We start from the raw sequence: 25,234 nt of genomic DNA, 5'->3' as shown, positions 1-25,234 counted from the left end.
CATGGATCTGAACGGCATGGGACTGCTGGGCGCAATTATCGTCGGCGGCATCGCGGGTTGGCTCGCGGAAAAGTTCATGAAGAGCAATCACGGCGTCTTCATGAATATCATTCTCGGCATCATCGGTGCCGCGCTGCTGAACTTCCTGCTGAGCGTACTCGGCATCTACACCGGCACCGGCGTTCTGATCTACTTGATCGTTGGCTTCATCGGCGCTTGCATCCTGATCGCTCTCGGTCGCGCCATCAGGCGATAATCGATCCAAGCAATGCTTTGAGACAAGGCCGCCATGCAGATGGCGGCCTTACTTTTTTCTCGTCTACCGACTATAACCGCTCCATCTAATTCATCGCGCGCCAAACCGCGTTCTGGAGCATTCATGGTTACAGTGCTGGACACCATCGCCGAAGCAAAGCAGCGTTTGCGACACCCGGAAAAGGCGCATCGGCCGGATACGGAAATCGCCCGCAAGCCGGAATGGATCCGCGTCAAGGCGCCCACATCCCAAGGCTATCGCGACACGCGCGAACTGGTGAAGTCGCACAACCTCGTCACGGTTTGCGAAGAGGCCAGCTGCCCCAATATCGGCGAGTGCTGGGAAAAGAAGCACGCCACTTTCATGATCATGGGCGAGATCTGCACCCGTGCCTGCGCGTTCTGCAACGTCGCGACCGGGATGCCCAATGCGCTCGATCCCCATGAGCCGGAAAATGTCGGTCTCGCTGTTGCGAAGATGGGCCTGAACCACGTGGTGATCACGTCGGTCGACCGCGACGATCTTGCCGATGGCGGCGCCCAGCATTTCGTCGAGGTGATTCATGCGATCCGGCGCCACGCGCCCGGGACGACGATCGAGATTCTAACCCCGGATTTCCTGCGCAAGCCGGGTGCCCTTGAAGCCGTGGTCGCGGCGAGGCCGGATGTCTTCAACCACAATCTGGAGACCGTTGCATCGAACTATCTGACGGTTAGACCCGGTGCCCGCTATTTCCATTCCATCCGCCTGCTGCAACGGGTCAAGGAACTCGATCCAACGATCTTCACCAAGTCCGGCATCATGGTGGGTCTCGGCGAAGAACGGAACGAAGTGCTGCAGCTGATGGACGATCTGCGCACCGCCGATGTCGATTTCATCACCATTGGCCAGTATCTGCAGCCGAGCCGGAAGCATCACCGCGTCGTTAGCTTCGTGACGCCGGACGAGTTCAAGTCCTATGAGACCGTCGCCTATTCAAAGGGCTTCCTGATGGTGTCGGCCAGCCCGCTGACCCGTTCCTCGCATCATGCGGGCGACGATTTTGACCGGCTCCGCGCAGCGCGCGAAAAGAAGCTCGCGCTGGCCTCCTGAACGCGTTGTCGCGCCATGTCGGCCTTTCCAGGTCGACATGGCGCGATCAGCTCTTATCTATGGGAAAATCGTCTTTCCTGAAGCGGCACTGCCGCCAACCGCCGTGATTCATGCCTCAGTTCGAAACAACCCGCCACGTGAACCACTCCGCAAGCGACATGTTTGCACTCGTTGCCGATGTGGAGCGCTATCCCGAATTCCTGCCGCTTTGCGAAAGCCTCACGGTGCGCTCGCGCAAGGAGGGCGAGGACGGGAAAGAGCTTCTCGTTGCCGACATGGCGGTTGGCTACAAGGCCATACGCGAGACGTTTGCGAGCCAGGTCGTCTTGCGCCCGGCCGAAAATCGCATCGATGTAAAGTATATCGACGGCCCGTTCCGATATCTCGACAACCGCTGGACGTTTGAGGACAAGGGCAAGGACAGCTGCGCCGTGCACTTCTTCATCGACTACCAGTTCCGCAACCGCATGCTGGGCATGCTGATGGGAACGATGTTCGATCGCGCCTTCCGCACATTTGCAGAAGCATTCGAGCGCCGGGCCGACGAGATCTACGGCCGGCGCAAGCAGACGGGCTGATCTTTCGAGAGATCAGAGCGCTGCGCGGATTTTCTCCGCATTGGCTTTCAGGACGTCCGGATCTTCCATGGTGCCCGTGTGCGGCTTCAGTGCAAGGCCGTCGAAGCGTGGGATCACGTGAACATGCAGATGGAAAACCACCTGGCCGCCCGCGCTCTCGTTGAACTGCTGAATGGTCACGCCATCCGCATTGAAGGCCGCCTTCACGGCGCGGGCCAGCTTCTGAACGGTGACCATCACATGCGCGAGATCGTCGGGCTCGACATCCAGTATGTTGCGTGACGGAGCCTTGGGCAGGACGAGGCAGTGGCCGTCACCGCGCGGCATGATGTCCATGAAGGCGAGCGTGTGCTCGTCCTCGTAGACGCGATGGGCCGGCAGTTCGCCGCGCAGGATCTTGGCGAAAATGTTGGCGTCGTCATAAGCCGCAGGCGTGGTCATTGTCAGGTCTCCATAAGTTGCGTCCATGTGCGGAATTGTCGACCGGCCCGTCAAGTCTTAGCCTTTGCAGCGCCCGGAAATGCCAATCTTGACCTCAGTGCCCGACCGTCCGCGAAAAGAGATTGACGATCAGAACGCCGGCGATGATCAGCGCGAGGCCGATGACGGCCGGAAGATCGAGCCGCTGCCCGAACGCGAAATAGCCGATCGCTGCGATGAGCACGATGCCTGTGCCTGACCAGAGCGCATAGACGATCCCGACGGGCATCGTCTTCAGCGTCAGCGACAGGAAGAAGAACGCGATGCTGTAACCGCCGATGGTCACGAGCGAAGGCCACAGCCGGGTGAAGCCTTCCGACAGTTTGAGCGCAGACGTGGCGATCACCTCGAAGATGACGGCGACGACGAGGTAGACGTAAACCATGGGGCTGCTTTCGGGCGCGTGGGGCGACGGGTCTCCCATCTAGCCCGTCGGGCGGGCGAAAGCGAGCGTCATGCCTTCTTGAACGGCCCGTGTTCGGTGAGGATTGCGCCGATCTGGTCGACTTCGCGGCGTTCCCGCTCGAGATAGTCAGCAACCGCGCGCTTCAGCCCCGGATGAGCAATGTAATGGGCGGAGTGGGTCGTGACCGGCAGATAGCCGCGCGCGAGCTTGTGTTCGCCTTGAGCGCCGGCCTCGACGCGGGGCAGGCCACGCTCGATCGCGAAATCGATGGCCTGATGGTAGCAAACCTCGAAATGCAGAAAGGCATGATCTTCGATGCAACCCCAGTGCCTGCCGAAGACGCAGTCGCCGCCGATGAAGTTGATCGCACCGGCGATGTAGCGTCCTTCCCGCTTGGCCATGACTAGCAGGATGTCGTCTGCCATCGTCTGGCCGATCAGACTGAAGAAGGCACGGTTGAGATAGGGCCGGCCCCATTTGCGCGCGCCGGTATCGATATAGAATGCGTAGAACGCGTCCCAGTGCTCTTCGGTGATCGATGCGCCCGTCAGGCGCTCGATGGAAATACCGTTTTCCACCGCCTGCTGCCGTTCGCGTTTGAGCGCTTTGCGTTTGCGTGACGCCAGCGTGGCGAGGAAATCGTCGTAGCTGGCATAGGATTCGTTGTGGAAATGAAACTGCTGGTCGGTCCGATGAAGAAAGCCGGTCTCTTCGAAGGTGGGCATCTCGCCCTCTGGGATGAAGGTGATGTGCGCCGACGAGATGCCGAGCCGGTCCGTTAGCGCAATGAGGCCTTGCGCCAGCGCAGTCTGCACGACGGGCCGACGTGTATCAGCAGGCGCCAGAAGACGAGGACCTGTCGCCGGCGTGAAGGGGATCGATGCCTGCAGCTTGGGATAATATTCGCCGCCGGCTCGCTCGAATGCATCCGCCCAGCCGTGATCGAAGACATATTCGCCCTGGCTGTGGCTCTTGAGGTAAGCCGGCACGGCGCCGCAAAGTGTGCCGTCCGGCTCCTTCAGCAACAGATGGCGCGGCAGCCAACCTGTCTTGGCGGCGACCGAGCCGGATTGTTCGAGCGCGGACAGAAAGTCGTAAGATAGAAACGGATTGTAGGGGATGTCCGCTGTTGCGCTCGCCCGCGTCGTTCCAGCCAGCTTGTCCCAGTCGGATCGCTCAACATCAGCCATCGACGACGCGACTTCAATCGTGAACTCGATCTGGCCGCGATCTTCAGCAGCTTCTCCGGCAGTCATCGCGTTCCCCATATTCGCATGTGCGAGAAAGGTAGTGCGCCGCCTGGCGATTTTAAGGCCCGCCTAGCTTGCGGATGAAGCCACGCTGCGCGGATCGAAGCCCTCGAAGGTGATCTGATCCGCATGGCGCATGCTGTGATGAAGCGCCTCCTCGTCGCGGACCGTCCACGTGATGACCGGCTTACCGCTTTCCCGCACGCCATCGATGAACGGGTTCGGCAGATGGAACGCGCAATAGGATACGAAATCGAGCCCGAGCCGCATCGCATCTTCGTGCCGCTGCAGGTCTTCGGTTCGCTGACCTTCAGCCGTCAGGCCGAGCGGGTAGGGGCATTCGAGTGCCTTCAGATCGCGGAGGAGCCAGTGGTCGAACGACATCAGGGCAATTGGTCCTTCGTAGCCTTCGAGGTCTTCGAGAACCGCGCCGGCGAAATCGTCGTCGTCACCTTCGCAGCCTTTCAGCTCCACGACGAGCGGAACACGCCCGGCGACCAGCGCAAGCAGCTGCTTGAACGTCGGGATCCGCTCCCTGGTGCCACCCACGGTCAAGAGCGCCAGCTCCGTCGAAAGCCTGTCGCGGGTCCGCCCGGGCAGGCTGCAAAGCCGCTCCAGCGTATCGTCATGAAAAACGACCGGAACGCCGTCTGCTGCAAGATGGAGGTCGCACTCGATGGCGAAGCCGGCCTCCACCGCCCGCTCGAATGCGGCAAGCGTATTTTCCCAGATGGTGCGGTTGAGGTCGTGATAGCCGCGATGGGCGATGGGATGTTCAGTCAGCCAGGCAAGCGTCTGCATAGGTGTTCTGCGGCTCGTCGTTGAGAGAAATCAGGCGATCTGGAAGATGGCGTCAACCTCGACGGCCGCATTGAGCGGCAGCGAGGCCGTGCCGACCGCGGCACGCGCATGCTTGCCCTTGTCTCCGAGGATTGCCGCAAAAAGATCGGACGCGCCGTTGACGACGAGGTGCTGCTCGACGAAGTCCGGCATCGACGCGACATAGCCCGTGATCCGAACCAGCTGCACGATCCGCTCCAGATCACCACCAAGCGCCGAATTTGCCTGTGCCAGAACGTTGATGGCGCAAAGCTCGGCTGCCGCCTGGCCCGCCAGCACCTTGTGATCGTGGCCGAGATGGCCCGTATAGGCGAGATGCCCGTTCTCCAGGGGCAGCTGGCCGGAAATGTACAGCATGTCTCCAGCGATCACCCAAGCAACATAATTGGCAGCTGGAGCAGCCGCCTGCGGAAGATCGATCCCGCGTTCTGTAAGTCGTTCGGCAATCGTGTTGGCCATGAAGATACACCCGTTTTTCTGCGCCTAAGATGTCTTATGGGGGCACGGCGTCAAGCGCCTCGCTTTTGCCCCGAGGCATCCTGTAACATGTGTCAGGTTTTGCTAGGAGAAATGAATGTTGGGATTTGCCGGTCGTATGGCATTTGGATCAGCTGCGGCACTGGCGGGGCTGCTTTCGACCACTGCGCTCAGCATTGCGCAGCCGGCAGGTGCCGCAGCGCTCGTTCCGCATCGCGCCGTCTATGATCTGGAACTGGCCAACTCGGAAGAGAGATCCGGCATTTCAGGCGTCTATGGCCGCATGGTCTACGAAATGAACGGTTCGGCCTGCGATGGCTTCACCGTGAACTTTCGATTCGTGACGCGAATCGACACCGATGAATTTTCCCGGGTCACCGACCAGCAGACGACGACCTACGAGGATCTGCGCGCCGGCACCTTCGAATTCGTCAATCGCTCCTTCGTGGACGATACGCTCGACAGCGAGACGCGAGGTTCGGCCCGCCGCACGGATGATGCCATCGATGTCGAGATGGAAGCTCCCCAGCAGATATCGCTGGCGCTCGATCGTGCGCTGTTTCCGACCGATCACATGATCGAGCTGATCGCAAAAGCGAAAGCCGGCGAGCGCTTCTACCAGTCGCACATCTATGATGGGTCGGACGATGGCGACAAGATCATGTTGACGACGACGGTCATCGGCGAACCACGGGAGCCGAGCGCCCAGGATGCCGAAGCGAAGCAGGCTGGCCCCTTCGCCAACGACACCGCCTGGCCAGTAACGATCGCCTATTTCAACGAAGCGGAAAGCGGTGATGAAGTGCCGGAGTATCAGATCTCGTTCAAGCTTTACGAGAACGGACTGACCCGCGACCTGGAAATGGACTACGGCGACTTCGCGCTGCGCGGTACGCTCGCCGGCCTGGAAGTGTTCGACGCCAAGGAATGCGCCGAACAACCCTAGTCGTCAGATGCCCGCATACCACTCGTAAGCGCCGGCATCTTCCCAGAAACCGCCACGACCCTGGCCGATCCGTTCGAGGCTCTCCACGGCTTCGATGCGCATGACGAACTTCGCGTGCTTGTAACCGAGTTGACGTTCCACCCGCAGACGCAGCGGCGCACCGTGGCCCATGGGTAAGTCGCCGTCATTCATGTCGTAGGCAAGGATCGTCTGCGGATGAAAGGCTTCGACGAGGTCGATGCTCTCGTAATAGGGCGTCCCGCGAAAGTCATCCGCACAGTGGAAGACGATGTAGCGGGCGTTGGGCGCGAGCCCCGCACGCTCGAGCAACGGACCAAGCTGCGCGCCCGTCCATTTGCCGATCGCGCTCCAGCCTTCCACGCAGTCATGTCGGGTGATCTGGGTGCGGGCGGGCAGGGCGCGAAGCTCGGTGAGCGAAATGGATTGCGGCCGCGCCACGAGCCCATCGATGCGGAGGCGATAGTCTGAAAAACCCGAAGCTGCGTAGCGCTCCCATTCCGCGCTTTCCGGCCGCGTATTGCCGTTCATGCGGAATGTCGGCGACAGCGCCTCGGGCGGATACTCACGCGCCAGGGCGTCACCGACGATGAACCTCTGAATGCGGTAGCTCAGCCATTCGCCGCCCGAGAGAAACTGGCGGAACGCCGGGCTTTGGCCGAGTGCATCGCAGCCTGACAACGCCATTGCAGAGCCGGTGAGCGCAGCACCCGTGATAAGCCGGCGCCTGGAAAGAAGAGTGGTCATCGTGTTTTCTCCTGGGGCAGGCGATAGCGACCGGTGATCATGGAGCGGACCTCGTTGATAGGCCCTGCCAGCACGACCATGGCGAGATGGACGAAGATGAACGCCACCATGGCGAATGCGGCAATGAAATGGATGGAGCGTGCGGATTGTCGGCCGCCGAAAAGATCGATCAGCCAGGGCCACGCGGCAACCATTGTTGGCGACATCGTCAGGCCTGTGAGCACGAGAACGGGCAAGAGCACGGCCAGTACAGACAGATAGGCGAGCTTCTGCAGCACGTTGTAGTGGCGCGCGGCCTCGCCCGTCGGAAACTTGAGCCGTGCATGGGCTGCGATGTCACCAAGAAGATGCGAGGGCGCCAGTTCGGCACGCTTGGGCAGCAGATCGCGCCGCAAATGGCCGTTCACGAGACTGATCAGCGCGTAAAGCGCAAGACCGCCTGCGAAAAGCCAGCCGAAGGTCAGATGCCAGCGCCGTGAAAGCGCGAGATTGTAGCTGGACGGGATCGTGACCCAATGCGGGAAGGCCCGGTTCTGCCAGGCGCCTTCGGCATTCTGCCAGCGACCCAGAACGCCCGTCGTGTCGACCTGAAGGGTGCCGACGCGCAGATAGCCGCGCTCCTGCTCCGCGCCGATCTGCAGCCATGCGGGGTCGGGATTCGCACCGTAATCGCCCCAGTAGAGGCGGGGATGAGCGTTGAAGATCATCAATCCGCTCATCAGCATGACAAGAAAGACGACCACATTCGTCCAATGCCACAGCCGCGTCGAAAGTCGGTGACGGCGAACGACGATCGGCCCATCTGCGATCGGCGGTGAAAACTCGTTTGCAGACATGGCGGCGCTCCGGGCGGGTTGCGCCGGGTGACGCCTGTCGCGGGTCACCCGGCTCCAATGCATGCGGCGATGCTTACATCGTGTCCGAAATCATGCTGTCGGGTGCGTCGGCGCAGGCGGTCGTGACACTGGCAACGGTTGCGTCTGCAGCCATGTCATCAGCGGCCATATCGTCGGACGCCATGTCATCGGACGCCATGTCATCGGCAGCCATGTCATCGGCAGCCATGTCGTCAGCAGCCATGTCATCTGCGGCCATGTCGTCGGCAGCCATATCGTCAGCGGCCATGTCATCAGAAGCCATGTCGTCGGCCATCATGTCGTCGCTGTGAAGCGCCTCGACGGCAGCCATCTGTCCCGCCTCGTCGAGCGCAAGGAAATCGGCGCAGGTGAGATCCGAACCGCTCTGTGCGAAGGCCGGCATGGCAAGCATGAGGGTGAGGGCAGTCGTTGTCAGGATCGTCTTCATGGTGGTGGCTCCCAGGGGTTGCCGCCTCAGCGGGCGGTGAGGGCCAATCCACACGAGTTGCCGATCACTGTCGAAACAACACTGCGCGCGTTTTTGTCGCGCACAACTCACGCCAATGAGGTCTCTGCGTGAGATCAGCGTGATCGTTTCTGGCAAAGTTGAGGTAGACGGGGCTAAATCCCCAAAGTCACCTTGGCGCGGGTGCCGGGATGCTGCAGCTCGTAAGTCAGCGTCGCACCGAGATTGGCGGCCATGGAATTGACCAGGCGCGTGCCGAGCCCTGTGCCCTTGGTGCTCTGGCTGGTCCCGTCCCAGCCCACGCCGTCGTCTTCTACGACGAGCACGGCGCCATCCGGGATGGCGTCGAGGAACACGCGCACTTCGCCCTTCACGCCCTCGGCATAGGCATATTTCAGCGCGTTGGTCACGAGCTCTGCAGTCATGATGCCGATGGAGATCGCCATGTCGGTCGGCACCCGCACTGCATCCATACGGATCCTGAGCCGGGCGCTCGAGGCGAGCGACATGTCCAGTTCCTTGACGAGTGTCGTCAGATACTCGCCGATATCGACGAAGCGCACGTCGTCGGATGTGTAGAGGCGCTTGTGCACGCCGGCGATGGCGGAGATGCGGGCCTGGGTCTCGATCAACGCATTCTTGGCGGCGGGCTCGCTCAGGCTGTTGGCCTGCATGCGGATCAGCGCCCCGACGATTGCGAGACTGTTCGCCACGCGGTGGTTCACTTCGCTGAGCAGCAGCTCCGCGCGCTCCTTGGCCTCGCGCAGTTCAGCTTCGACGCGCTCCTTGGCGCGCATCAGCCGTGCGCGCTCGACCGCCTGATCGATCGCGCTTGCAAGGAGCTCGGGGAAGTCTTCCGACACGCTTTTGGTGACGTAGTCGAAAGCGCCTGCCTTCAGCGCCGCGACGGCGATAGCAGTTTCCGCCGAGCCCGTGACGTAGACGACCGGCGGCGCGTGTTCGATGCTGGCGAGTTCGGCGAGCACGTCCAGACCCGTTCCACTATCGAGATAGTGGTCGAGACCGATGACATCGATGCCGCCGGCACGGATCCGCTCCAGGCCGGCACTGGCCTTGTCGGCACGCTCCACCTCATAGCCTCGCCGCTCCAGATTCTTCTGGATCAGACGCGCCAGTCCGGGATCGTCATCGATGTAGAGAACGCGCGTCGGCCGGGAAGCCATCATCAGGCACTTTCGGGGATCTGCATCACCGAGAAGAACAACCCAAGCTGGCGGATCGCATTGGCGAAGCCTTCATAGTTCACGGGTTTGGTAATGTAGACGTTGGCACCGAGATCGTAGCAGCGCTGAATCTCGCGCTCGTCGTCGGTCGTCGTCAACACCACGACCGGTGCGCGCTTGGTGTTCGGGTTTGCCTTGACCTTCTCGAGGATCGAGACGCCGCTCATGTCCGGCAGATTGAGATCGAGCAGAATGAGGAGATGGCGGCTTGCGCTGACGTCGCCAGAGCCATCGGATCCAAAGAGGTGGGCAAGCGCGCTCGTGCCGTCGGTGAATGGAATGATCTCGTTGCTGACGCCGGCGCGCCGGATGTTCTTCTCGATGAGTCTGGCATGGCCTTCGTCGTCTTCGATCATCACGATCGTGACGGGCTTCGCTTCACTGCTCATTGCATGCTCCCGATAAATCTACGCATATCGCGGGCCAGAACGACCCTGAATGTCGATCCCTTGCCGAGCTCGGACGTGACGGTGATGTCGCCGCCGAGATTTCGGACGAGGGTCCTCACATGGGCGAGGCCGATGCCTTCACCCGGTTTGCTTTGCTCTCCGGACCGCCGGAACAGTTCGAAGACGCGTTCGTGATCGTCGGCCGCGATCCCCCGGCCATTGTCTGCGACATCGATCGCGATACGGTTTCCGATCAGCTTCTCGCCCGAGATCTTTATGCGCAACGGCCGGCTCGCGTCTGCGTACTTTACCGCATTGTCGAGCAGATTGCCGAATATCTGATCGAGCGACATGCGGTCTGACAAGATCGTCGGCAAATCGTCGGCAACTTCGATGACGCCGTCGAGTTCGCCGACCTGATGCTGGATGGCGTCGGCGCTGGCCTGGAGCATGGCCGTCAGCGCAATCGATTCTGCCCTGATCGGTCGGCGCCCGTCGCGGGAAATCTTGAGGATAGCGTTGATCAGACCATCCATCTTCCGCGTCGATGAGCGGATGAACCCGACGGCTTCCGGCAAATCCTCCGTCGCTGCGAGATGCGCTTCGTTGGCGAGCTGGTCGTCACCGGCAACCTCGCCGCGCTCCATGTAGTCCCGGATCGGCTTGATGCTGGCTTCGAGCTCGCTCGTGAACCCCATGATGTTGACGAGCGGGGCTCTGAGGTCGTGCGTCACGATATAGGCGAAGCGCTGAACCTCTTCGTTCGCCCGCGCAAGTTCCGCGGTGCGCTCGGAAACGCGCTCTTCAAGCGTGATGTTCGTCGACGACAGAAGCCTTCGCGCCTCCGTGATTTCCCGGGTGTAGCTGATGACGGCCCATGCGCTACCGCCGACGACGGCTATGATGACGAGCGCGCCGATCAGGCTGACCCAATAGAGAGCGGACGCGCTGCCCCGCTGTTGCTCGACGCTTTCAGCAAGACGCCGGTCTGCGTCCTCAACGATGCCGGTGAACAGCTCCCGCAGTTCGCTCATCGCCGTCTGGCCGGTATCGGACTGGACGAGTTCCAGGGCTGTCTCACGGTCGCCGGTGCGGGCGAGGCGGACCGTCTCCTCAAGTTCATCCAGTTTGACGGCGGCCGCATCGTTGATTGCTGCCGAGATCGCGTCGCCGTTTGGGCGAGACTGAAGAAGGGTCGTCAATCGCTGCCGGTGCGATTCCAGCTCTTGCCGAGCTTCGTTGTAAGGGGCCAGATAGCTGTCGTCCTGGGTCAGCAGATAGCCGCGCTGACCGGTCTCCGCATCCTGCAGTGTCGTGCGGAAATCGAGTGTCGCTGCACGCAGATCGCGAGCGGCCAGAACCTCATTGAAATGGTCCTGGCTTCGATTGCCGAGCCAAAGGCTCATGCCGACGATGACGAGCAACGCGGCAAGTCCGGCCAGCATAAGAGCTGCCGTCGTACGGACGAGGGTCGAACTTGAAATGGGCATGGGGCGCGATCTTGTGGAAACGATGTTTGATGACCGAAAAGCAGGCCTTGTGCAAGCGAGTTGTCAAATGACGGAAACTCTTCCCGACACCGTGCATATTCGGCATCAGGCGCGCCGAGGTACGGCTCGAGCTGTGGCTGGAGGAGCCCATGACAGGCTTGCGGAGGGCAGTGGGTTGCCATTCTTCGACGAGTTCTATATGGCAGCGACCATTCCACACGCGCGGTTTGGGATTGGCCGGGAGAAATCCGGTCCGTTCCGCCGGTGGCCGAAAGGCTGTTGCTGCGCGGAGGTTCAACCGGAAAGGATACACAAGGCATGTCACTGCCCGATTTTTCCATGCGCCAATTGCTTGAAGCTGGCGTTCACTTTGGTCACCAGACCCACCGTTGGAACCCCAAGATGAAGCCTTTCATCTTCGGTGACCGCAACAACGTCCACATCATCGATCTCGCTCAGACCGTTCCGCTCCTGCATCAGGCGCTGAAGGTCGTGTCTGACACCGTCGCCGGTGGCGGCCGCGTGCTCTTCGTCGGCACCAAGCGCCAGGCGTCCGAGATCATCGCCGATGCCGCAAAGCGTTCGGCTCAGTATTACGTCAACGCCCGCTGGCTCGGCGGCATGCTGACGAACTGGAAGACGATCTCCAACTCGATCCAGCGCCTGCGTAAGCTCGACGAGCTGCTCGCCGGCGACGCCCAGGGTCTGACCAAGAAAGAGCGTCTCAACCTCGATCGCGAGCGCGAGAAGCTTGAGCGTGCGCTTGGCGGTATCCGCGACATGGGCGGCACACCGGACCTGATCTTCATCATCGACACCAACAAGGAAGCGATCGCGATCGACGAAGCCAAGCGCCTCGGCATCCCGGTTGTCGCCGTCGTCGATTCGAACTGCGATCCCGACCGCGTCGACTACCCGATCCCGGGCAATGACGATGCCGCCCGTGCGATCTCGCTCTATTGCGAACTGATCTCGCGTGCCGCTCTCGATGGCATTGCACGCCAGCAGGGCGCTTCGGGCGTCGATGTCGGCGCATCCGCCGAGACGCCTGTCGAGCCTGCGCTTGACGACGCCGGCAGTGTCGAGGGCGAAGGCGCCACCGCCTAAGCTCCGATCGTCCTGCATTCAGACGGCCGGCGCCGCGAACAATCGCTTCGCCGGCCGTCATGCTTATGAAGACGATGTCGGCTTATTTTGTCGCGTTTTCCAGGCGGTGAACCGGTATCCACTTCACCTGGAAACGCTCTAACGTGCCGAAGAATTCGACAGGGCGCGGTCTCCACGCCCCAACCAGGTCCCGCCCAAGCCGGCCGGACCATGACAGACGACAAGAGGCTAGAATGAACATTACCGCTCAGATGGTGAAAGAACTGCGCGAAAAGTCCGGCGCAGGCATGATGGACTGCAAGAAGGCGCTGGCCGAAACCAATGGCGACATGGAAGCAGCGATCGACTGGCTGCGCGCCAAGGGCATCGCCAAGGCTGACAAGAAGGCCAGCCGCACGGCTGCCGAAGGCCTGGTCGGCGTAGCCAGCGAAGGCACGAAGGCTGTCGTCGTCGAGCTGAACTCGGAAACCGACTTCGTTGCGCGCAACGACAAGTTCCAGGATCTCGTCGCAGGTGTCGCCAAGGTCGCGCTCACCACGGACGGTTCCGTCGAGGCCGTTTCGGCAGCAACCTACCCGGCAACGTCCAAGCCCGTCGGCGACACCATCAAGGATGCAGTCGCGACGATCGGCGAGAACATGGCGCTGCGCCGCACCGCTCTTCTGACCGTGTCGGACGGCGTCGTCGCAACGTACATGCACAACGCCGTTGCCACCGATCTCGGCAAGCTCGGCGTGCTCGTTGCCCTGGAATCGACGGGTGACAAGGACAAGCTCAACGCCATCGGTCGCCAGGTTGCCATGCATGTGGCAGCGACCAACCCGCTCGCTCTGACCTCGCAGGACGTGGATGCGACTGTCGCCGAGCGCGAGCGTCAGATCTTCATCGAGCAGGCGCGCGAGTCCGGCAAGCCGGAGAACATCATCGAGAAGATGGTGGAAGGCCGCATGCGCAAGTTCTACGAAGAAGTTGCTCTGCTGTCGCAGGCCTTCGTCATGAACCCCGACCACACGGTCGGCGACGCCGTGAAGGCAGCCGAAGCTGAAGTCGGCGCACCGATCAAGGTCACGGGCTTCGTCCGCTTTGCTCTCGGTGAGGGCATCGAGCGCGAAGAAACCGACTTCGCAGCCGAAGTCGCGGCGGTCGCCAAGGGCTGATTGCCCGATCGATTGTCCACGGCCGTGAACACCGCAAGGGCACTGCGTGACAACGTGGTGCCCTTCGTGTATGCGGCTTGTCCAGCTTCAGAAAAAGACGAGTGAACGCATGAAAACCGATGCCCCGCGCTACAAGCGCATCCTGCTGAAGGCCTCGGGTGAGGCGTTGATGGGCAGTCAGGGCTTCGGGATCGACGTCGAAGTGGCCGACCGCATCGCCAGTGACATCGCCGAAGTGCGCGCCATGGGCGTCGAGGTCGGCGTGGTTGTCGGAGGCGGCAACATCTTCCGCGGCGTGGCCGTTGCCTCCAAGGGCGGCGATCGCGTGACGGGCGACCACATGGGCATGCTCGCAACGGTCATCAACGCCCTGGCGCTGGCAACTTCGCTGCGCAAGCTCGGCATCGACACCGAGGTTCTCTCGGCCATTGCCATGCCGGAGATCTGCCAGAGCTTCTCGCAGCGCGCAGCCCTGCATCACCTCGACAAGGGCCGGGTCGTGATCTTCGCCGGTGGGACGGGCAACCCGTTCTTCACGACCGATTCCGCCGCTGCGCTCCGCGCTGCCGAAATGGGCGCCGAAGCGATCCTCAAGGGCACACAGGTCGACGGGATCTATTCCGCCGATCCGAAGAAGGACCCGACGGCGACCCGCTTCGACAGCCTGACCCACGCCGAAGTGCTCGACAAGGGCCTGGCGGTCATGGATGTCGCCGCCGTTTCGCTCGCGCGCGAAAACGCGATCCCGATCATCGTATTCTCAATCCACGAAAAAGGCGGCCTGGCCGCCATCGTAACAGGCGGCGGCCGCGGTACGGTTGTCACCGACAGATAGAATGAGGTGGCTGGCGAGCGTTGTCGCGCCGCCGCTCACTCACGCATGGGAGCATGAATCATGGCTGATGGAACAAACTTTTCCGAGCTGAAGCGGCGCATGGAAGGTGCCGTCACGGCATTCAAGAACGACGTTAACGGTCTGCGCACGGGCCGCGCGTCGGCAAACGTGCTGGATCCGGTGATGGTCGAGGCCTATGGCTCGCGCATGCCGCTCAACCAGGTCGCGAATGTCGGCGTCGCGGAAGCGCGCATGCTGTCCGTTCAGGTTTGGGACAAGCAGATGGTTGGCGCTGTCGATCGCGGCATCCGTGAAGCCAATCTCGGCCTCAACCCGATCGTCGACGGCCAGACGCTGCGTATTCCGCTGCCGGACCTCAACGAGGAGCGCCGCCGCGAGCTGGTCAAAGTGGCACATAACTATGCAGAGACCGCGCGAGTCGCTGCGCGCCACGTGCGTCGCGACGGCATGGACGAGTTGAAGAAGAACGAAAAGGCGGGCGTCATCAGCCAGGACGACAGCCGCCAGCAGTCCGATCGGGTTCAAAAGATGACCGATGAGACCATTGCCGAGATCGACCGCTTGCTCGTCGATAAGGAAAAGGAAATCATGCAGGTCTAGATTGGCGCCTGCATGACCGGCCGACCAAGTCGTTCTCGGTGCGAAGCCTTAGCGGAGTTTTGCCTTTGACCACGCCGCATCACGTCGCGATCATCATGGACGGCAATGGCCGGTGGGCCAAGCGGCGCGGCCTTCCACGGACCATGGGACACCGCAAGGGTGTCGAAGCCGTGCGCGAAACGGTGCAGGCAGCAGGCGAGGCGGGTGTCCGCTATCTCACGCTGTTTGCATTCTCGTCGGAGAACTGGAACCGCCCGGAAGAAGAGATCACCGATCTCATGGGGCTGCTGAAGCTCTTCATCCGGCGCGACCTGGCGGAACTCCACAAGGAGAACATTCGCATCCGTGTGATCGGAGGTCGGGCGCGGCTGGATCGCGAGATCCTGGGCCTCCTGGTCGAAGCGGAAGAGCTCACCCGCAACAACAGCGCGATGCACCTTGTGATCGCGTTCAACTATGGCGGGCGGGACGAGATCGTGCGTGCCGCCAAGCGTCTGGCCGAAGCGGTCGGGCGAGGCGAGTTGTCGCCGGCCAACGTCAACGAGCACACGCTGTCGGCGTTTCTGGATACGGCGGGAATTCCTGATCCGGACGTCATCATCCGCACGAGCGGCGAGCAGCGTTTGTCGAATTTTCTTCTGTGGCAGGCGGCCTACACGGAATTCGTCTTCGTGCCGGTGCTCTGGCCGGACTTCGACAAATCGGCCTTTCACCGCGCGCTGGATGAATACGCTTCGCGGGAGCGCCGCTTCGGGGCCGTTCCCGAACGCGATGTCGCGCTCGGTTCGTGATGCAGCTGGAATTGAAGCAGCGGGTCGTTTCCGCAGTCATCCTCGGCATCGCAGTCCTGCTTCTGGCCTGGTTCGGCGGCCTTCCGTTCCGCATCTTCTGCGCCATCCTCGCCGCGCTGATCTACTATGAGTGGACCACGATGGTGCAGGCCGAACGCCGGTCCCGCCCAGCCTTTCTCGTCGGCTGGGCGAGCATGGGCGCCATCATGTGGTTCATTGTCGGCAATGCCTTTGCCTATTCCACCGGCGCAATCCTGATCGGTGCGGGCGCGGTTGCTCTCGCCGCCCGGACAAGTGGCCGTGGCCCGTGGATGGGCCTCGGCGTTCTCTATGCCGGCTTTTCCGGCTTGGCCCTTGCGGCGTTACGCGATGACACAACACTGGGTCTCATCGGAATGGCGTTCGTCTTCGCCGTCGTCTGGGCGACCGACATTCTCGCTTATTTCTGTGGCCGGGCTTTGGGCGGACGCAAGCTCGCCCCGAAAATTTCGCCCGGCAAAACCTGGTCCGGCGCGATTTTCGGCATGTTCGGCGGGATCGCCGCAGGCACGGCGGTTGCGCTTTTGACACTGGACAGGGGAGGGATCTGGATCCCGATCCTCTGCGCGGTCCTGTCGGTCGCCAGCCAGGTGGGCGATCTGTTCGAATCCTGGATGAAGCGGCGTTACGCGGTCAAGGATTCCGGCAGGCTCATTCCGGGCCACGGCGGCGTCATGGACAGGGTCGACGGTCTCGTATTTGCCGCTTTTGCAGCCTTTCTCATAGCGCTGGTGATCGCGGGCGGGATTCCCAGCTCGTCCAGCGGTTCACCGATTGCCTGGGCGCTGTTGGGCGGATAGGACCCAGCAGTCGTCACTCACATGAATTTCAGGCGCATCTCAAGGTGCGCCGCTCTTGAGCAGGGACACGTCCGATGGATGCGCTGGCATCGACCTTCGCCTTTCTGACCGGCTACATTCTGCCATTCCTCGTGGTTTTGACGATCGTCGTCTTTGTCCATGAAATGGGCCACTACCTCGTCGGACGGTGGTGCGGCATTCGCGTGATGGCATTTTCGGTTGGCTTTGGACCTGAAATCTTCGGGTTCAATGACAAGCACGGCACCCGCTGGAAGCTCTCCGCCATCCCGCTCGGCGGCTATGTAAAGTTCTTCGGCGATGAAAACGCCGCGAGCGTGCCCGACAATGACGGCTACGCGGCCATGAGCGAGGCCGATCGCCGGAGCTCTTTCCAGGGCGCAGCTCTATGGCGCCGCGCTTTGACCGTCGCAGCAGGACCGATCGCCAACTTCATCCTGGCGATCGCGATCTTCGCCACTGTCTTCACGCTGTATGGTCGACCGGTCTCCGATCCAGTCGTCGCCGAAGTGCAACCGGGCAGTGCGGCAGAAACCGCTGGCATCGCTCCTGGCGACATCTTCGTCGCCATCGACGGCAACCCGATCGAGACCTTCGATGATGTGCGCCGTTACGTATCGAGCCGCCCCGAGGTTCCGATCACTGTCACCATGCAGCGCGATGGCGTCGAGCGTGACTTCACGCTGGTTCCAGCCCGCGAGCAGATCGAGGACAATTTCGGCAATCGCCTGGAAGTCGGCCTGATCGGCGTCGTCACCAACCAGGACACCGGCAATTTCCGAACAGTCGAGATGGGGCCGTTGGAAGCGACGGGGCAGGCGGTTGCCGAGACGAGCTATATCGTCACCCGCACTTTCGGCTACATCCGCAACATTATCATTGGCCAGGAGAAGGCTGATCAGCTCGGCGGGCCGATCCGGGTGGCTCAGGTTTCCGGCCAGATGGCGACGCTTGGCATCCTTGCGGTGATCCAGCTCGCCGCGGTGCTGTCGGTTTCCATTGGACTGTTGAACCTTATGCCGGTACCGATGCTGGACGGCGGCCATCTGGTCTTCTATGCGATTGAGGCGATCCGTGGGCGACCTCTTGGCGAGAATGCGCAGGAGATGGCATTCAGGATCGGTTTGGGGATGGTGCTGGCACTGATGGTCTTTGCGACCTGGAACGATGTCAACATGCTGTTGGGTTAGTCGCTGAAACGCTGCTATCCACCCGAAAATAAAGGGATTGTTTACGACGTTTGAAGGCTGGAGTGGCCTTTGGGCCACGCCTTGAAATGAAGTAAACAGAAATTAACCGCCAGCCTTGCTTGTAGGGCAAAAGCGGGTAAAAAACGACGGACTATTCGGAATCGGGGCATCCGTCTGGTGTGGTGGTTCGGGCAAAAAGGTTAGAGTTCATAATGAGAGCCGGTTCGAAGTTCATGGGTGCGGTGTCTGCCGTCGCCCTAGCCACGGGAATTGCATCCAGCGGAGCGGGTATTGCTTTCCTGAGTGCAACGACCGCCGCACAGGCGGCAGTCGTCAACAGCATCCAGGTGCAGGGCAACAGCCGCATCGATGCCGAGACCGTTCGCGGCAACATCACCATTCGCCCAGGTCAGGACTTCACGAACGCCGATATCGACGAATCCGTCCGTCGCCTGTTCGCCACCGGCCTGTTCTCCGACATCCGCATTGCCCAGCAGGGTGGGGCGCTCGTCGTTACGGTTTCCGAAAACCAGATCCTCAATCAGGTGGTCTTCAACGGCAACAGCCGCATCCGCGACCGCCAGCTTGAGGGCATCGTCCAGACCAAGCCGCTCGGACCCTACAGCGAGCCGCTCGTTCAGGCCGACATTCAGGCGATCCGCGATGCTTACGCTGCGATCGGCCGAAATGATGCCACGGTGACGACCAACACCGTCACGCTTGCCGATGGCCGCATCAACCTCGCATTCGAAGTCAACGAAGGTGATCGTACGCGAATCTCGACGGTCAATTTCGTCGGCAACCAGGCGTTCAACGATGGCCGCCTGCGCGAAGTGATCACGACGAAGCGCTCGAACTTCCTGTCGTTCTTGACGCGCCGCGATGTCTACGCCGAAGACAAGCTGCGCGCGGACGAGGAACTGCTGCGCCGCTTTTATTACAACCGTGGCTACGCGGACTTCCAGGTCGTATCGTCCTTCGCTGAGCTCGATCCCGCCACGAACGAATACACGGTCACGATCACCGTCCAGGAAGGCGAGCGTTACAACTTCGGCGCAGTCAATGTCGAAAGCTCCGTTGCCGACGTGAACACCGAAGAGCTTCAGGCACTCGTTCAAAGCCGTTCCGGCGCGACCTACAGCGCGGAAGACGTCGAAGACACGATCGTTGCGATTTCCGAGCGCGTTGCCGATTCCGGCTTCCCGTTCGCTCAGGTCACGCCGCGCGGCGATCGCGATTTCGCAAACCGCACGATCTCGGTCAGCTACCTGATCGACCAGGGTCCGCGCGCTTATGTCGAGCGCATCGAGATCCGCGGCAACACCCGGACGCGCGACTACGTCATCCGCCGCGAATTCGACCTGTCGGAAGGCGATGCCTTCAACCAGGCCATGGTTCGCCGTGCACGTGAGCGCCTCCAGCGTCTCGGCTATTTCGGCTCGGTCGAAATTTCGACGGCGCCCGGTTCGCAGCCCGACCGCATCATCATCATCGTCGACGTTCAGGATCAGCCGACCGGCGAGTTCTCGATCGGTGCCGGTTACTCGACGGGCAGCGATGGCGGTGCATCGATCGAAGCCTCTGTAACGGAGCGCAACTTCCTCGGTCGTGGCCAGTTCATCCGCGTTGCCGCCGGTGGTGGCGAGAATTCGCGCAGCTACCGCGTCAGCTTCACCGAGCCCTATTTCCTCGGCTATCGTCTTGCCGCAGGCTTCGACGTGTTCCGCGTCGAAGACGACCGTCCGGACAACTACAGCTACGAGCAGACCGGTGTGACGTTGCGCGTCGCAGCACCCATCACCAACAATCTGACGGCTGGCCTTGCCTACAACTTCTCCGAGACCCGTTACACGGGAACGGATTCGTCTTTGTCGCTGGCCTATCAGCAGGGCATTGCCAGCAGCCCGTGGATCAAGTCGTCGATCTCGCCGACACTGACCTTCAACACGCTGGATGACCGCCAGCTGCCACGTGACGGCATCTTCGCCGAAGCCGGCATGGAAGTCGCTGGCCTCGGTGGTGATGCGGAGTTCATCAAGTTCACGGGTCGGGCAAACTACTTCCAGCTGCTGTCTGAGTCTCAGGACATCATCGGCTCGGTCGCAGTTGGTGCGGGCCACATGGTTTCGCTTGGCGACAATGCGCGCGTGTTCGACCAGTTCCTGCAGGGCGGCGAGACCATTCGTGGTTTCGATGCGCGTGGCTTCGGTCCGCGGTCTGAGCTTCTGGCCGATGGCGATCGTGATGCGCTGGGCGGCACGACCTACTTCAACGCGTCCGCTGAAGCATCCATGCCAATGCCGGTCGTCCCGCGTGACTTCGGTCTTCGTGTCGCAGCCTTTGCCGATGCCGGAACGCTCTATGGGACTGATCTTGATCCGTCCGTCACCGTCGGTGGCGTCGGCTTCGACCAGACCTGGCGCGCCTCGGTTGGTGCATCGCTCATCTGGGCTTCTCCCTTCGGTCCGCTGCGGCTCGACTACGCGGTGCCGGTCGCCAAGGAAGAGTTCGACGATGTTCAGGAATTCCGCTTCGGCGCATCGTCGCGGTTCTAACCGCTTCTCGACGCGAGCACGCAATCCTAAGCCGGGCATGATGCCCGGCTCATTCATTCTGTAAGCTGCCGATGGATCGTCCAATTTTCTTCCCGCCGCACACCGGCATCCCGCTTGGGCAGCTCGCGGCGGAGATCGGCGCAGAATTGCACGATCCGCGTCTCTCGGACCGTCTGATCACGTCGGTCGCACCTCTTTCTCGCGCGGCCGTCCAGGACCTAACGTTCATCACGTCGCGGCGTCATGCCGAGATGCTGGTCGGGCTGAAGGCCGGAGCCATCGTCTGCCACAAGGACATGGCGCCCTCCGTTCCGGATAACGTCGCCGCGCTGCTTGCGCCGGCACCCCAGTCAGCCTTTGCGCGCGCTGCAGCGCTGCTTTACCCCTCATCCATGCGTCCGCTGACGCTGACGAACGAAAGCGGCATTTCGCCTAAAGCCTTTGTGCATCCGGGTGCACAGCTTGAGCCAGGCGTGGTCGTGGATGTCAGCGCCGTCGTCGGCGATGGGGCTGAGATTGGCGCCGGCACCATCATCGGCGCTGCTGCCGTGATTGGACCCGGCTGCAAGATCGGTCGCAACTGCTCCATCGGCCCCAACAGCACCGTGCAATGCTCGCTCATCGGCAATGATGTGATCATCCATCCGGGCGCACGGATCGGGCAGGACGGTTTCGGCTATGCGCCGTCGCCTGCCGGCATGCTCAAGATCCCGCAGCTCGGCCGCGTCATCATCCAGGATCGCGTCGAGATCGGCGCGAACACGGCCGTCGACCGCGGCGCCATGGACGACACGGTGATCGGCGAGGGCACGAAGATCGATAATCTCGTCCAAGTTGGTCACAATGTCCGCGTTGGTCGCCACTGCGTGATCGTAGGTCAGGTTGCGATCGCCGGCAGCGTGACGATCGGCGATCAGGTCATGATCGGCGGCGGCACCACCATCGCGGGACACCTTCAGATCGGCGCAGGCGCGCAGATTGCCGGTATGAGCGCCGTTGCCGCCGATGTGCCCGGCGCGGCCCGCTGGGGCGGCATTCCGGCTCGACCCATGCGTGCCTTTCTGCGCGACATGGCCGAAATCCGCGCCCGCGCATTTAACAGAAGCTCGAAGAACGTAGGAGTTGAGCCGGATGAATGACATGACCGGCACCGAGACCATGGATGAGCTGGATGTGCGGGCCATCATGCGTCTGCTGCCCCATCGCTATCCATTTCTGCTGATCGACCGGATCATCGGCATCGTGCGGGATGAACGGGCGATCGGCATCAAGAACGTGACGGCCAACGAGCCTCATTTCACCGGGCATTTTCCTGAAAATCCCATCATGCCTGGCGTTCTCATCGTCGAAGGCATGGCGCAGACTGCCGGCGCGATTTGCGCACGCCATCAGGCGAAAAGCTCGACGCTCGTCTACTTCATGACCATCGACAATGCCCGCTTCCGCAAGCCGGTTGTTCCTGGCGACCGGGTGGAGTATCACGTCGCCAAGATCAAACAGCGCGGCAATGTCTGGAAGTTCCACTGCGAAGCGCTCGTCGGCGGCATCAAGGTGGCCGAAGCCGATATCGGTGCCATGCTTGCGCAGCAGGAAAGCGAGAACGAATGACCTCTGCCTCAGCGCGGGTTCACCCTTCCTCGGTCATCGAGGAAGGTGCAGTCATTGGCGAGAATGTTTCGATTGGCCCTTTCTGCCATATCGGCCCGAATGTCGTGCTGGGCGATGATTGCCAGATCCTTAGTCATGTCGCGATTACCGGCTTCACTGTTCTCGGCAAAGGCTGCCGCGTATTTCCCGGCGCCATGCTGGGGTTCGAACCGCAAAACCTGGCCTATAAGGGCGAGCAGACGCGTCTCGAAATCGGCGAAGGCTGCACGATGCGCGAAGGCGTCACCATGCATCCGGGCATGCCGAACGCCGGTGGGCTGACTTCGGTCGGCAAGAACTGCCTGTTCCTCGCTTATAGCCACGTCGCCCATGACTGCCATGTCGGCGATAACGTCGTTCTCTCCAACAACGTCATGTTGGCCGGTCACGTGACGGTCGGCGACCGGGTCATCATCGGCGGCGGCGCTGCCGTCCACCAGTTTGCCCGTATCGGCCATCGCGCCTTCATCGGCGGTCTGTCGGCCGTCAATTTCGACGTCATCCCCTACGGCATGCTCAACGGCAATCCGGGCGTGCTCGGCGGCCTCAATATCATCGGTATGCAGCGCGCCGGTATGGACAAGGCCAGCATCCACGAAGTGCGTCGCGCTTTCCGTCACATCTTCCAGGGTCCGGGCTCCGTGCGCCAGAACGCAGCGGAAGCACGTGCGCTCTATTCGAGCAACGAGACCGTCGGGCAAATCATCGATTTCATCGAGGCCGAGAGCGAACGCGCGCTGTCGTCGCCGGCCCGGGCTCATCGGTAAGCCTCCCATGGCTGCGTTCAGCCGAGAACCGGGCAGGGGCCGCGTCGCGATCCTGGCCGGTGCCGGCAATCTGCCGACCCATGTCGCCCGTGCCATCCGATCCGCAGGCGAAGATCCCTTCATCATTGCCTTGAGCGCAGAGGCCGATGGTGACTGGACCAGCTTTCAGCACGAACGCATCGGCACAGGCGATTTTGCCGCCGTGGAGCGTATCGTCAGGGTCAACGGCATCGACCGCCTGATCCTGTCGGGAAGCGTCAAGCGGCGCCCAGAATGGCGCGAGATCCGTCCGACCTGGAAGACGCTCGCACGCATGCCGGGTGTCGTCCGAACATTGTTGCGCGGCGGAGACGACCAGGTCCTGCGCATGGTCATCGCCTTGATCGAAGGTGCTGGTGCCCGTGTCATCGGCGCCCATGAAGTGGCACCCGATCTGGTCGCAACTCTTGGTACTCTGACCTCGATCGAGCCTGATGCCGCCAGCAAACGTGACATCGTCGCCGGCAGAGAAGCCGCTTTGGCCCTCGGCCTGCTCGATGTCGGTCAGGCTGCTGTTGCAATCGGCGGCCGGGTCATTGCGCTAGAGGGCGTCGAGGGCACCGACGAAATGCTCGCACGTGTCGCCGATCTGCGCCGCCGCGGCCGGCTTTCCACCTCGCGCAAAGGCGTACTGGTCAAATTCTGCAAGCCCGGTCAAGATGAACGCGCAGACCTGCCGACGATCGGTGCCGGCACGGTGAGGGGTCTGATCGAGGCTGGCCTTGCCGGCGTTGCCGTCGAAGCCGGACGATCCTTGCTGCTGGAACGCGAAGCCGCAATCTCGGCTGCCAATGAAGCAGGCATATTCATCGCCGGCGTGACGCGGGAGGATTGATGATCGACCGGGCCATGACATCGCGCCGCGTCAAAGTCGCGATTATCGCCGGCGAACCATCTGGCGATCGCTTGGGGGCGGATTTGATCGCCGCCATGAAGATGCAGGCGGGCGACCGTTCGATCGACCTCGTCGGCATTGGCGGCGAGGAAATGCAGGGCGAGGGTCTGGTCTCGCTCTTCGACTACTCGGAGCTCTCCATCGTCGGGGTGAGCGCCGTCGTCGCGAAGCTCCCCAAGCTCTTGTGGCGCATCCGTCAGGCAGCCGATGCGATCGTCGAGGCCAAGCCCGACGTCCTGATCATCATCGATAGCCCGGATTTCACGCACCGCGTCGCCCGTCGCGTGAAGGCGCGGCTTCCCGATCTGCCGGTCATCGACTATGTGTGCCCGACCGTCTGGGCGTGGAAGCCGGAGCGCGCGCCTGCGATGCGCGGCTATGTCGACCACGTGCTGTCGGTTTTTCCTTTCGAGCCCCAAGTTGTCGCGGCTCTTGGTGGCCCACCAACCACCTATGTCGGCCACCGATTGGTGTTCGACATGGGACTGCTGTCCGCGCGGGCCGAGCAGCTGGACCGCCGGCGCAAACAGCAGCTGACCGGTCTCTGCATGCTGCTTCCCGGTTCGCGCAAATCGGAACTCACACGCCTGCTACCCGTCTTCGCCGAGGCCGCAGCCGAGCTCTCGGCTTTGCGTCCGGGCGTGCGGTTCGTCCTTCCGACGATTGCGCGCCACCAAGCATTTGTTGCCGAGCAGGTCGCGACCTGGCCAGTCAAGGTTGAGGTTGTCGTGGGTGAGGGCGCGAAATGGGGCGCTTTCGCGCAATCCGACGCCGCGCTTGCCGCCTCCGGCACCGTGCTTTTGGAACTGGCACTGGCCGGCGTTCCTTGCGTCTCGGCCTATAAGCTCGACCCTCTGGCGAAATTGCTGATCTCGAAGATCACCGGCTGGAGCGCCGCGCTGCCGAACCTGATCGCCGATTATCCCGTCATACGCGAGTTCTTCAACGATCAGGCCCGTGGCAACCGGCTGGCACGCGAGACCTTGCGTCTGATGGATCACACGATCGAGCGCAAGGCCATGCTGGAAGGCTTCGATACCGTTCGCAAGGCCATGTCGGTGACCCGGACACCGGGCGAGCACGCCGCCGAAATCGTGCTCCGTTTCATCGATCGTCCAAACGTGAACGGCGATCTGCCCGCAATTGCGCATTGAATGCGCAATTCCTACATAAAGGCCGGGAAAAGCACCGTTCGAGAGCCCTCGAAATTGGCTTTGACCGCACCGTTTCGCTATAA

Annotated in this window: 28 protein-coding genes; 17 read left to right on the top strand and 11 right to left on the bottom strand. The window is 61.8% G+C overall.

The features are described 5' to 3' along the window. Position 1: 1 nt before the first annotated feature. The 3 genes from D5400_RS13190 (at position 2) to D5400_RS13180 (ending at position 1,926) form a co-directional block, all read left to right on the top strand. Positions 2-256, top strand: coding sequence for a GlsB/YeaQ/YmgE family stress response membrane protein (locus D5400_RS13190; RefSeq protein WP_126010431.1), 255 nt, complete (start codon positions 2-4; stop codon positions 254-256). A 123-nt stretch (positions 257-379) separates the two neighbouring features. Beyond that, on the top strand, positions 380-1,348 hold the full coding sequence (lipA, locus tag D5400_RS13185) for a lipoyl synthase (protein WP_126010430.1): 969 nt from the start codon (positions 380-382) through the stop codon (positions 1,346-1,348). Positions 1,349-1,458: 110 nt separating this feature from the next. Further along, positions 1,459-1,926: a type II toxin-antitoxin system RatA family toxin gene (locus tag D5400_RS13180; RefSeq protein ID WP_126010429.1), complete on the top strand. Its 468-nt coding sequence runs from the start codon at positions 1,459-1,461 to the stop codon at positions 1,924-1,926. Positions 1,927-1,938: 12 nt separating this feature from the next. Here D5400_RS13180 and D5400_RS13175 read toward each other — a convergent pair whose 3' ends face one another. The 5 genes from D5400_RS13175 to D5400_RS13155 all read right to left on the bottom strand — a co-directional run bounded on the left by D5400_RS13175 (position 1,939) and on the right by D5400_RS13155 (position 5,361). Next, positions 1,939-2,367, bottom strand: a complete 429-nt coding sequence (locus D5400_RS13175) for an HIT family protein (protein ID WP_126010428.1) — start codon at positions 2,365-2,367, stop codon at positions 1,939-1,941. Between the two features lie 94 nt (positions 2,368-2,461). Then, positions 2,462-2,791 carry an SMR family transporter gene (locus D5400_RS13170; protein WP_126010427.1) on the bottom strand — a complete coding sequence of 110 codons (330 nt, stop codon included), beginning with the start codon at positions 2,789-2,791 and terminating at the stop codon, positions 2,462-2,464. A 68-nt stretch (positions 2,792-2,859) separates the two neighbouring features. Further along, positions 2,860-4,068, bottom strand: a complete 1,209-nt coding sequence (locus D5400_RS13165; protein WP_425364880.1) for a GNAT family N-acetyltransferase — start codon at positions 4,066-4,068, stop codon at positions 2,860-2,862. 63 nt (positions 4,069-4,131) lie between these two features. Beyond that, complete coding sequence (locus D5400_RS13160; RefSeq protein WP_126010426.1) at positions 4,132-4,863, bottom strand: glycerophosphodiester phosphodiesterase; 732 nt, start codon at positions 4,861-4,863, stop codon at positions 4,132-4,134. 30 nt (positions 4,864-4,893) lie between these two features. Further along, positions 4,894-5,361, bottom strand: a complete 468-nt coding sequence (locus D5400_RS13155) for a RidA family protein (RefSeq protein WP_126010425.1) — start codon at positions 5,359-5,361, stop codon at positions 4,894-4,896. A 136-nt stretch (positions 5,362-5,497) separates the two neighbouring features. On the opposite strand from D5400_RS13155, the gene D5400_RS13150 reads away from it, so the two are divergent. Further along, positions 5,498-6,325, top strand: a complete 828-nt coding sequence (locus D5400_RS13150) for a cell envelope integrity EipB family protein (protein WP_126013256.1) — start codon at positions 5,498-5,500, stop codon at positions 6,323-6,325. A 3-nt stretch (positions 6,326-6,328) separates the two neighbouring features. Here the strand turns inward: D5400_RS13150 and D5400_RS13145 are convergent, their stop codons facing one another. The 6 genes from D5400_RS13145 to D5400_RS13120 all read right to left on the bottom strand — a co-directional run bounded on the left by D5400_RS13145 (position 6,329) and on the right by D5400_RS13120 (position 11,536). Beyond that, positions 6,329-7,090: a molybdopterin-dependent oxidoreductase gene (locus D5400_RS13145; RefSeq protein WP_126010424.1), complete on the bottom strand. Its 762-nt coding sequence runs from the start codon at positions 7,088-7,090 to the stop codon at positions 6,329-6,331. Further along, the gene (locus tag D5400_RS13140; protein WP_126010423.1) at positions 7,087-7,926 is read right to left on the bottom strand and encodes a cytochrome b/b6 domain-containing protein; all 840 of its coding nucleotides are present in this window, start codon (positions 7,924-7,926) and stop codon (positions 7,087-7,089) included. The genes D5400_RS13145 and D5400_RS13140 overlap by 4 nt, the downstream gene beginning before the upstream one ends. Before the next feature lie 73 nt (positions 7,927-7,999). Continuing rightward, the gene (locus tag D5400_RS13135; protein ID WP_126010422.1) at positions 8,000-8,395 is read right to left on the bottom strand and encodes a hypothetical protein; all 396 of its coding nucleotides are present in this window, start codon (positions 8,393-8,395) and stop codon (positions 8,000-8,002) included. 173 nt (positions 8,396-8,568) lie between these two features. Next, the gene (locus tag D5400_RS13130; RefSeq protein ID WP_126013253.1) at positions 8,569-9,597 is read right to left on the bottom strand and encodes a sensor histidine kinase; all 1,029 of its coding nucleotides are present in this window, start codon (positions 9,595-9,597) and stop codon (positions 8,569-8,571) included. 2 nt (positions 9,598-9,599) lie between these two features. Next, positions 9,600-10,046 carry a response regulator gene (locus tag D5400_RS13125; protein WP_126010421.1) on the bottom strand — a complete coding sequence of 149 codons (447 nt, stop codon included), beginning with the start codon at positions 10,044-10,046 and terminating at the stop codon, positions 9,600-9,602. Then, positions 10,043-11,536: a sensor histidine kinase gene (locus D5400_RS13120; protein WP_126010420.1), complete on the bottom strand. Its 1,494-nt coding sequence runs from the start codon at positions 11,534-11,536 to the stop codon at positions 10,043-10,045. The genes D5400_RS13125 and D5400_RS13120 overlap by 4 nt, the downstream gene beginning before the upstream one ends. A 318-nt stretch (positions 11,537-11,854) precedes the next feature. Between D5400_RS13120 and rpsB the strand changes: the two genes are divergently transcribed. The 13 genes from rpsB to lpxB all read left to right on the top strand — a co-directional run bounded on the left by rpsB (position 11,855) and on the right by lpxB (position 25,151). Further along, complete coding sequence (rpsB, locus tag D5400_RS13115) at positions 11,855-12,643, top strand: 30S ribosomal protein S2 (protein WP_126010419.1); 789 nt, start codon at positions 11,855-11,857, stop codon at positions 12,641-12,643. A gap of 233 nt (positions 12,644-12,876) precedes the next feature. Continuing rightward, complete coding sequence (gene tsf / locus D5400_RS13110) at positions 12,877-13,800, top strand: translation elongation factor Ts (protein ID WP_126010418.1); 924 nt, start codon at positions 12,877-12,879, stop codon at positions 13,798-13,800. A gap of 109 nt (positions 13,801-13,909) precedes the next feature. Further along, positions 13,910-14,635 (top strand): UMP kinase, encoded by a 726-nt coding sequence (gene pyrH / locus D5400_RS13105; protein WP_126010417.1) that lies wholly within the window; start codon positions 13,910-13,912, stop codon positions 14,633-14,635. A 60-nt stretch (positions 14,636-14,695) separates the two neighbouring features. Continuing rightward, positions 14,696-15,256: a ribosome recycling factor gene (frr, locus tag D5400_RS13100; protein WP_126010416.1), complete on the top strand. Its 561-nt coding sequence runs from the start codon at positions 14,696-14,698 to the stop codon at positions 15,254-15,256. 95 nt (positions 15,257-15,351) lie between these two features. Continuing rightward, a complete protein-coding gene (locus D5400_RS13095) occupies positions 15,352-16,047 on the top strand; it encodes an isoprenyl transferase (RefSeq protein ID WP_126013251.1) in 696 nt (231 codons plus the stop codon). Continuing rightward, positions 16,047-16,886, top strand: coding sequence for a phosphatidate cytidylyltransferase (locus tag D5400_RS13090; RefSeq protein ID WP_126013248.1), 840 nt, complete (start codon positions 16,047-16,049; stop codon positions 16,884-16,886). Before D5400_RS13095 ends, D5400_RS13090 begins: the two co-directional genes overlap by 1 nt. Positions 16,887-16,960: 74 nt before the next feature. Continuing rightward, positions 16,961-18,094, top strand: coding sequence for an RIP metalloprotease RseP (gene rseP / locus D5400_RS13085; protein WP_126010415.1), 1,134 nt, complete (start codon positions 16,961-16,963; stop codon positions 18,092-18,094). 212 nt (positions 18,095-18,306) lie between these two features. Then, positions 18,307-20,649, top strand: coding sequence for an outer membrane protein assembly factor BamA (gene bamA / locus D5400_RS13080; protein WP_126010414.1), 2,343 nt, complete (start codon positions 18,307-18,309; stop codon positions 20,647-20,649). A gap of 71 nt (positions 20,650-20,720) precedes the next feature. After that, entirely contained in the window at positions 20,721-21,788 is a 1,068-nt protein-coding gene (gene lpxD, locus D5400_RS13075; RefSeq protein ID WP_126010413.1) for a UDP-3-O-(3-hydroxymyristoyl)glucosamine N-acyltransferase, read from the top strand. Position 21,789: 1 nt separating this feature from the next. Continuing rightward, complete coding sequence (gene fabZ / locus D5400_RS13070) at positions 21,790-22,257, top strand: 3-hydroxyacyl-ACP dehydratase FabZ (protein ID WP_245451555.1); 468 nt, start codon at positions 21,790-21,792, stop codon at positions 22,255-22,257. Next, the gene (gene lpxA, locus D5400_RS13065) at positions 22,254-23,063 is read left to right on the top strand and encodes an acyl-ACP--UDP-N-acetylglucosamine O-acyltransferase (RefSeq protein WP_126010411.1); all 810 of its coding nucleotides are present in this window, start codon (positions 22,254-22,256) and stop codon (positions 23,061-23,063) included. The genes fabZ and lpxA overlap by 4 nt, the downstream gene beginning before the upstream one ends. Before the next feature lie 7 nt (positions 23,064-23,070). Further along, a complete protein-coding gene (locus D5400_RS13060) occupies positions 23,071-23,937 on the top strand; it encodes an LpxI family protein (RefSeq protein ID WP_126010410.1) in 867 nt (288 codons plus the stop codon). Between the two features lie 14 nt (positions 23,938-23,951). Next, the gene (gene lpxB, locus D5400_RS13055) at positions 23,952-25,151 is read left to right on the top strand and encodes a lipid-A-disaccharide synthase (protein WP_126013245.1); all 1,200 of its coding nucleotides are present in this window, start codon (positions 23,952-23,954) and stop codon (positions 25,149-25,151) included. Positions 25,152-25,234: the final 83 nt, after the last annotated feature.

It is taken from the genome of Georhizobium profundi, from assembly GCF_003952725.1.
Taxonomy (GTDB): Bacteria; Pseudomonadota; Alphaproteobacteria; order Rhizobiales; family Rhizobiaceae; genus Georhizobium; species Georhizobium profundi.
This window is presented reverse-complemented; position numbering and strand designations above follow the sequence as displayed.

Bases quoted from the DNA above. Each gene is read 5' to 3' on its own strand.
- D5400_RS13190 (WP_126010431.1), top strand. From the start codon at position 2: ATGGATCTGAACGGCATGGGACTGCTGGGCGCAATTATCGTCGGCGGC.
- lipA (WP_126010430.1), top strand. From the start codon at position 380: ATGGTTACAGTGCTGGACACCATCGCCGAAGCAAAGCAGCGTTTGCGA.
- D5400_RS13180 (WP_126010429.1), top strand. From the start codon at position 1,459: ATGCCTCAGTTCGAAACAACCCGCCACGTGAACCACTCCGCAAGCGAC.
- D5400_RS13175 (WP_126010428.1), bottom strand. From the start codon at position 2,367: ATGACCACGCCTGCGGCTTATGACGACGCCAACATTTTCGCCAAGATC.
- D5400_RS13170 (WP_126010427.1), bottom strand. From the start codon at position 2,791: ATGGTTTACGTCTACCTCGTCGTCGCCGTCATCTTCGAGGTGATCGCC.
- D5400_RS13165 (WP_425364880.1), bottom strand. From the start codon at position 4,068: ATGACTGCCGGAGAAGCTGCTGAAGATCGCGGCCAGATCGAGTTCACG.
- D5400_RS13160 (WP_126010426.1), bottom strand. From the start codon at position 4,863: ATGCAGACGCTTGCCTGGCTGACTGAACATCCCATCGCCCATCGCGGC.
- D5400_RS13155 (WP_126010425.1), bottom strand. From the start codon at position 5,361: ATGGCCAACACGATTGCCGAACGACTTACAGAACGCGGGATCGATCTT.
- D5400_RS13150 (WP_126013256.1), top strand. From the start codon at position 5,498: ATGGCATTTGGATCAGCTGCGGCACTGGCGGGGCTGCTTTCGACCACT.
- D5400_RS13145 (WP_126010424.1), bottom strand. From the start codon at position 7,090: ATGACCACTCTTCTTTCCAGGCGCCGGCTTATCACGGGTGCTGCGCTC.
- D5400_RS13140 (WP_126010423.1), bottom strand. From the start codon at position 7,926: ATGTCTGCAAACGAGTTTTCACCGCCGATCGCAGATGGGCCGATCGTC.
- D5400_RS13135 (WP_126010422.1), bottom strand. From the start codon at position 8,395: ATGAAGACGATCCTGACAACGACTGCCCTCACCCTCATGCTTGCCATG.
- D5400_RS13130 (WP_126013253.1), bottom strand. From the start codon at position 9,597: ATGGCTTCCCGGCCGACGCGCGTTCTCTACATCGATGACGATCCCGGA.
- D5400_RS13125 (WP_126010421.1), bottom strand. From the start codon at position 10,046: ATGAGCAGTGAAGCGAAGCCCGTCACGATCGTGATGATCGAAGACGAC.
- D5400_RS13120 (WP_126010420.1), bottom strand. From the start codon at position 11,536: ATGCCCATTTCAAGTTCGACCCTCGTCCGTACGACGGCAGCTCTTATG.
- rpsB (WP_126010419.1), top strand. From the start codon at position 11,855: ATGTCACTGCCCGATTTTTCCATGCGCCAATTGCTTGAAGCTGGCGTT.
- tsf (WP_126010418.1), top strand. From the start codon at position 12,877: ATGAACATTACCGCTCAGATGGTGAAAGAACTGCGCGAAAAGTCCGGC.
- pyrH (WP_126010417.1), top strand. From the start codon at position 13,910: ATGAAAACCGATGCCCCGCGCTACAAGCGCATCCTGCTGAAGGCCTCG.
- frr (WP_126010416.1), top strand. From the start codon at position 14,696: ATGGCTGATGGAACAAACTTTTCCGAGCTGAAGCGGCGCATGGAAGGT.
- D5400_RS13095 (WP_126013251.1), top strand. From the start codon at position 15,352: ATGGACGGCAATGGCCGGTGGGCCAAGCGGCGCGGCCTTCCACGGACC.
- D5400_RS13090 (WP_126013248.1), top strand. From the start codon at position 16,047: ATGCAGCTGGAATTGAAGCAGCGGGTCGTTTCCGCAGTCATCCTCGGC.
- rseP (WP_126010415.1), top strand. From the start codon at position 16,961: ATGGATGCGCTGGCATCGACCTTCGCCTTTCTGACCGGCTACATTCTG.
- bamA (WP_126010414.1), top strand. From the start codon at position 18,307: ATGAGAGCCGGTTCGAAGTTCATGGGTGCGGTGTCTGCCGTCGCCCTA.
- lpxD (WP_126010413.1), top strand. From the start codon at position 20,721: ATGGATCGTCCAATTTTCTTCCCGCCGCACACCGGCATCCCGCTTGGG.
- fabZ (WP_245451555.1), top strand. From the start codon at position 21,790: ATGACCGGCACCGAGACCATGGATGAGCTGGATGTGCGGGCCATCATG.
- lpxA (WP_126010411.1), top strand. From the start codon at position 22,254: ATGACCTCTGCCTCAGCGCGGGTTCACCCTTCCTCGGTCATCGAGGAA.
- D5400_RS13060 (WP_126010410.1), top strand. From the start codon at position 23,071: ATGGCTGCGTTCAGCCGAGAACCGGGCAGGGGCCGCGTCGCGATCCTG.
- lpxB (WP_126013245.1), top strand. From the start codon at position 23,952: ATGACATCGCGCCGCGTCAAAGTCGCGATTATCGCCGGCGAACCATCT.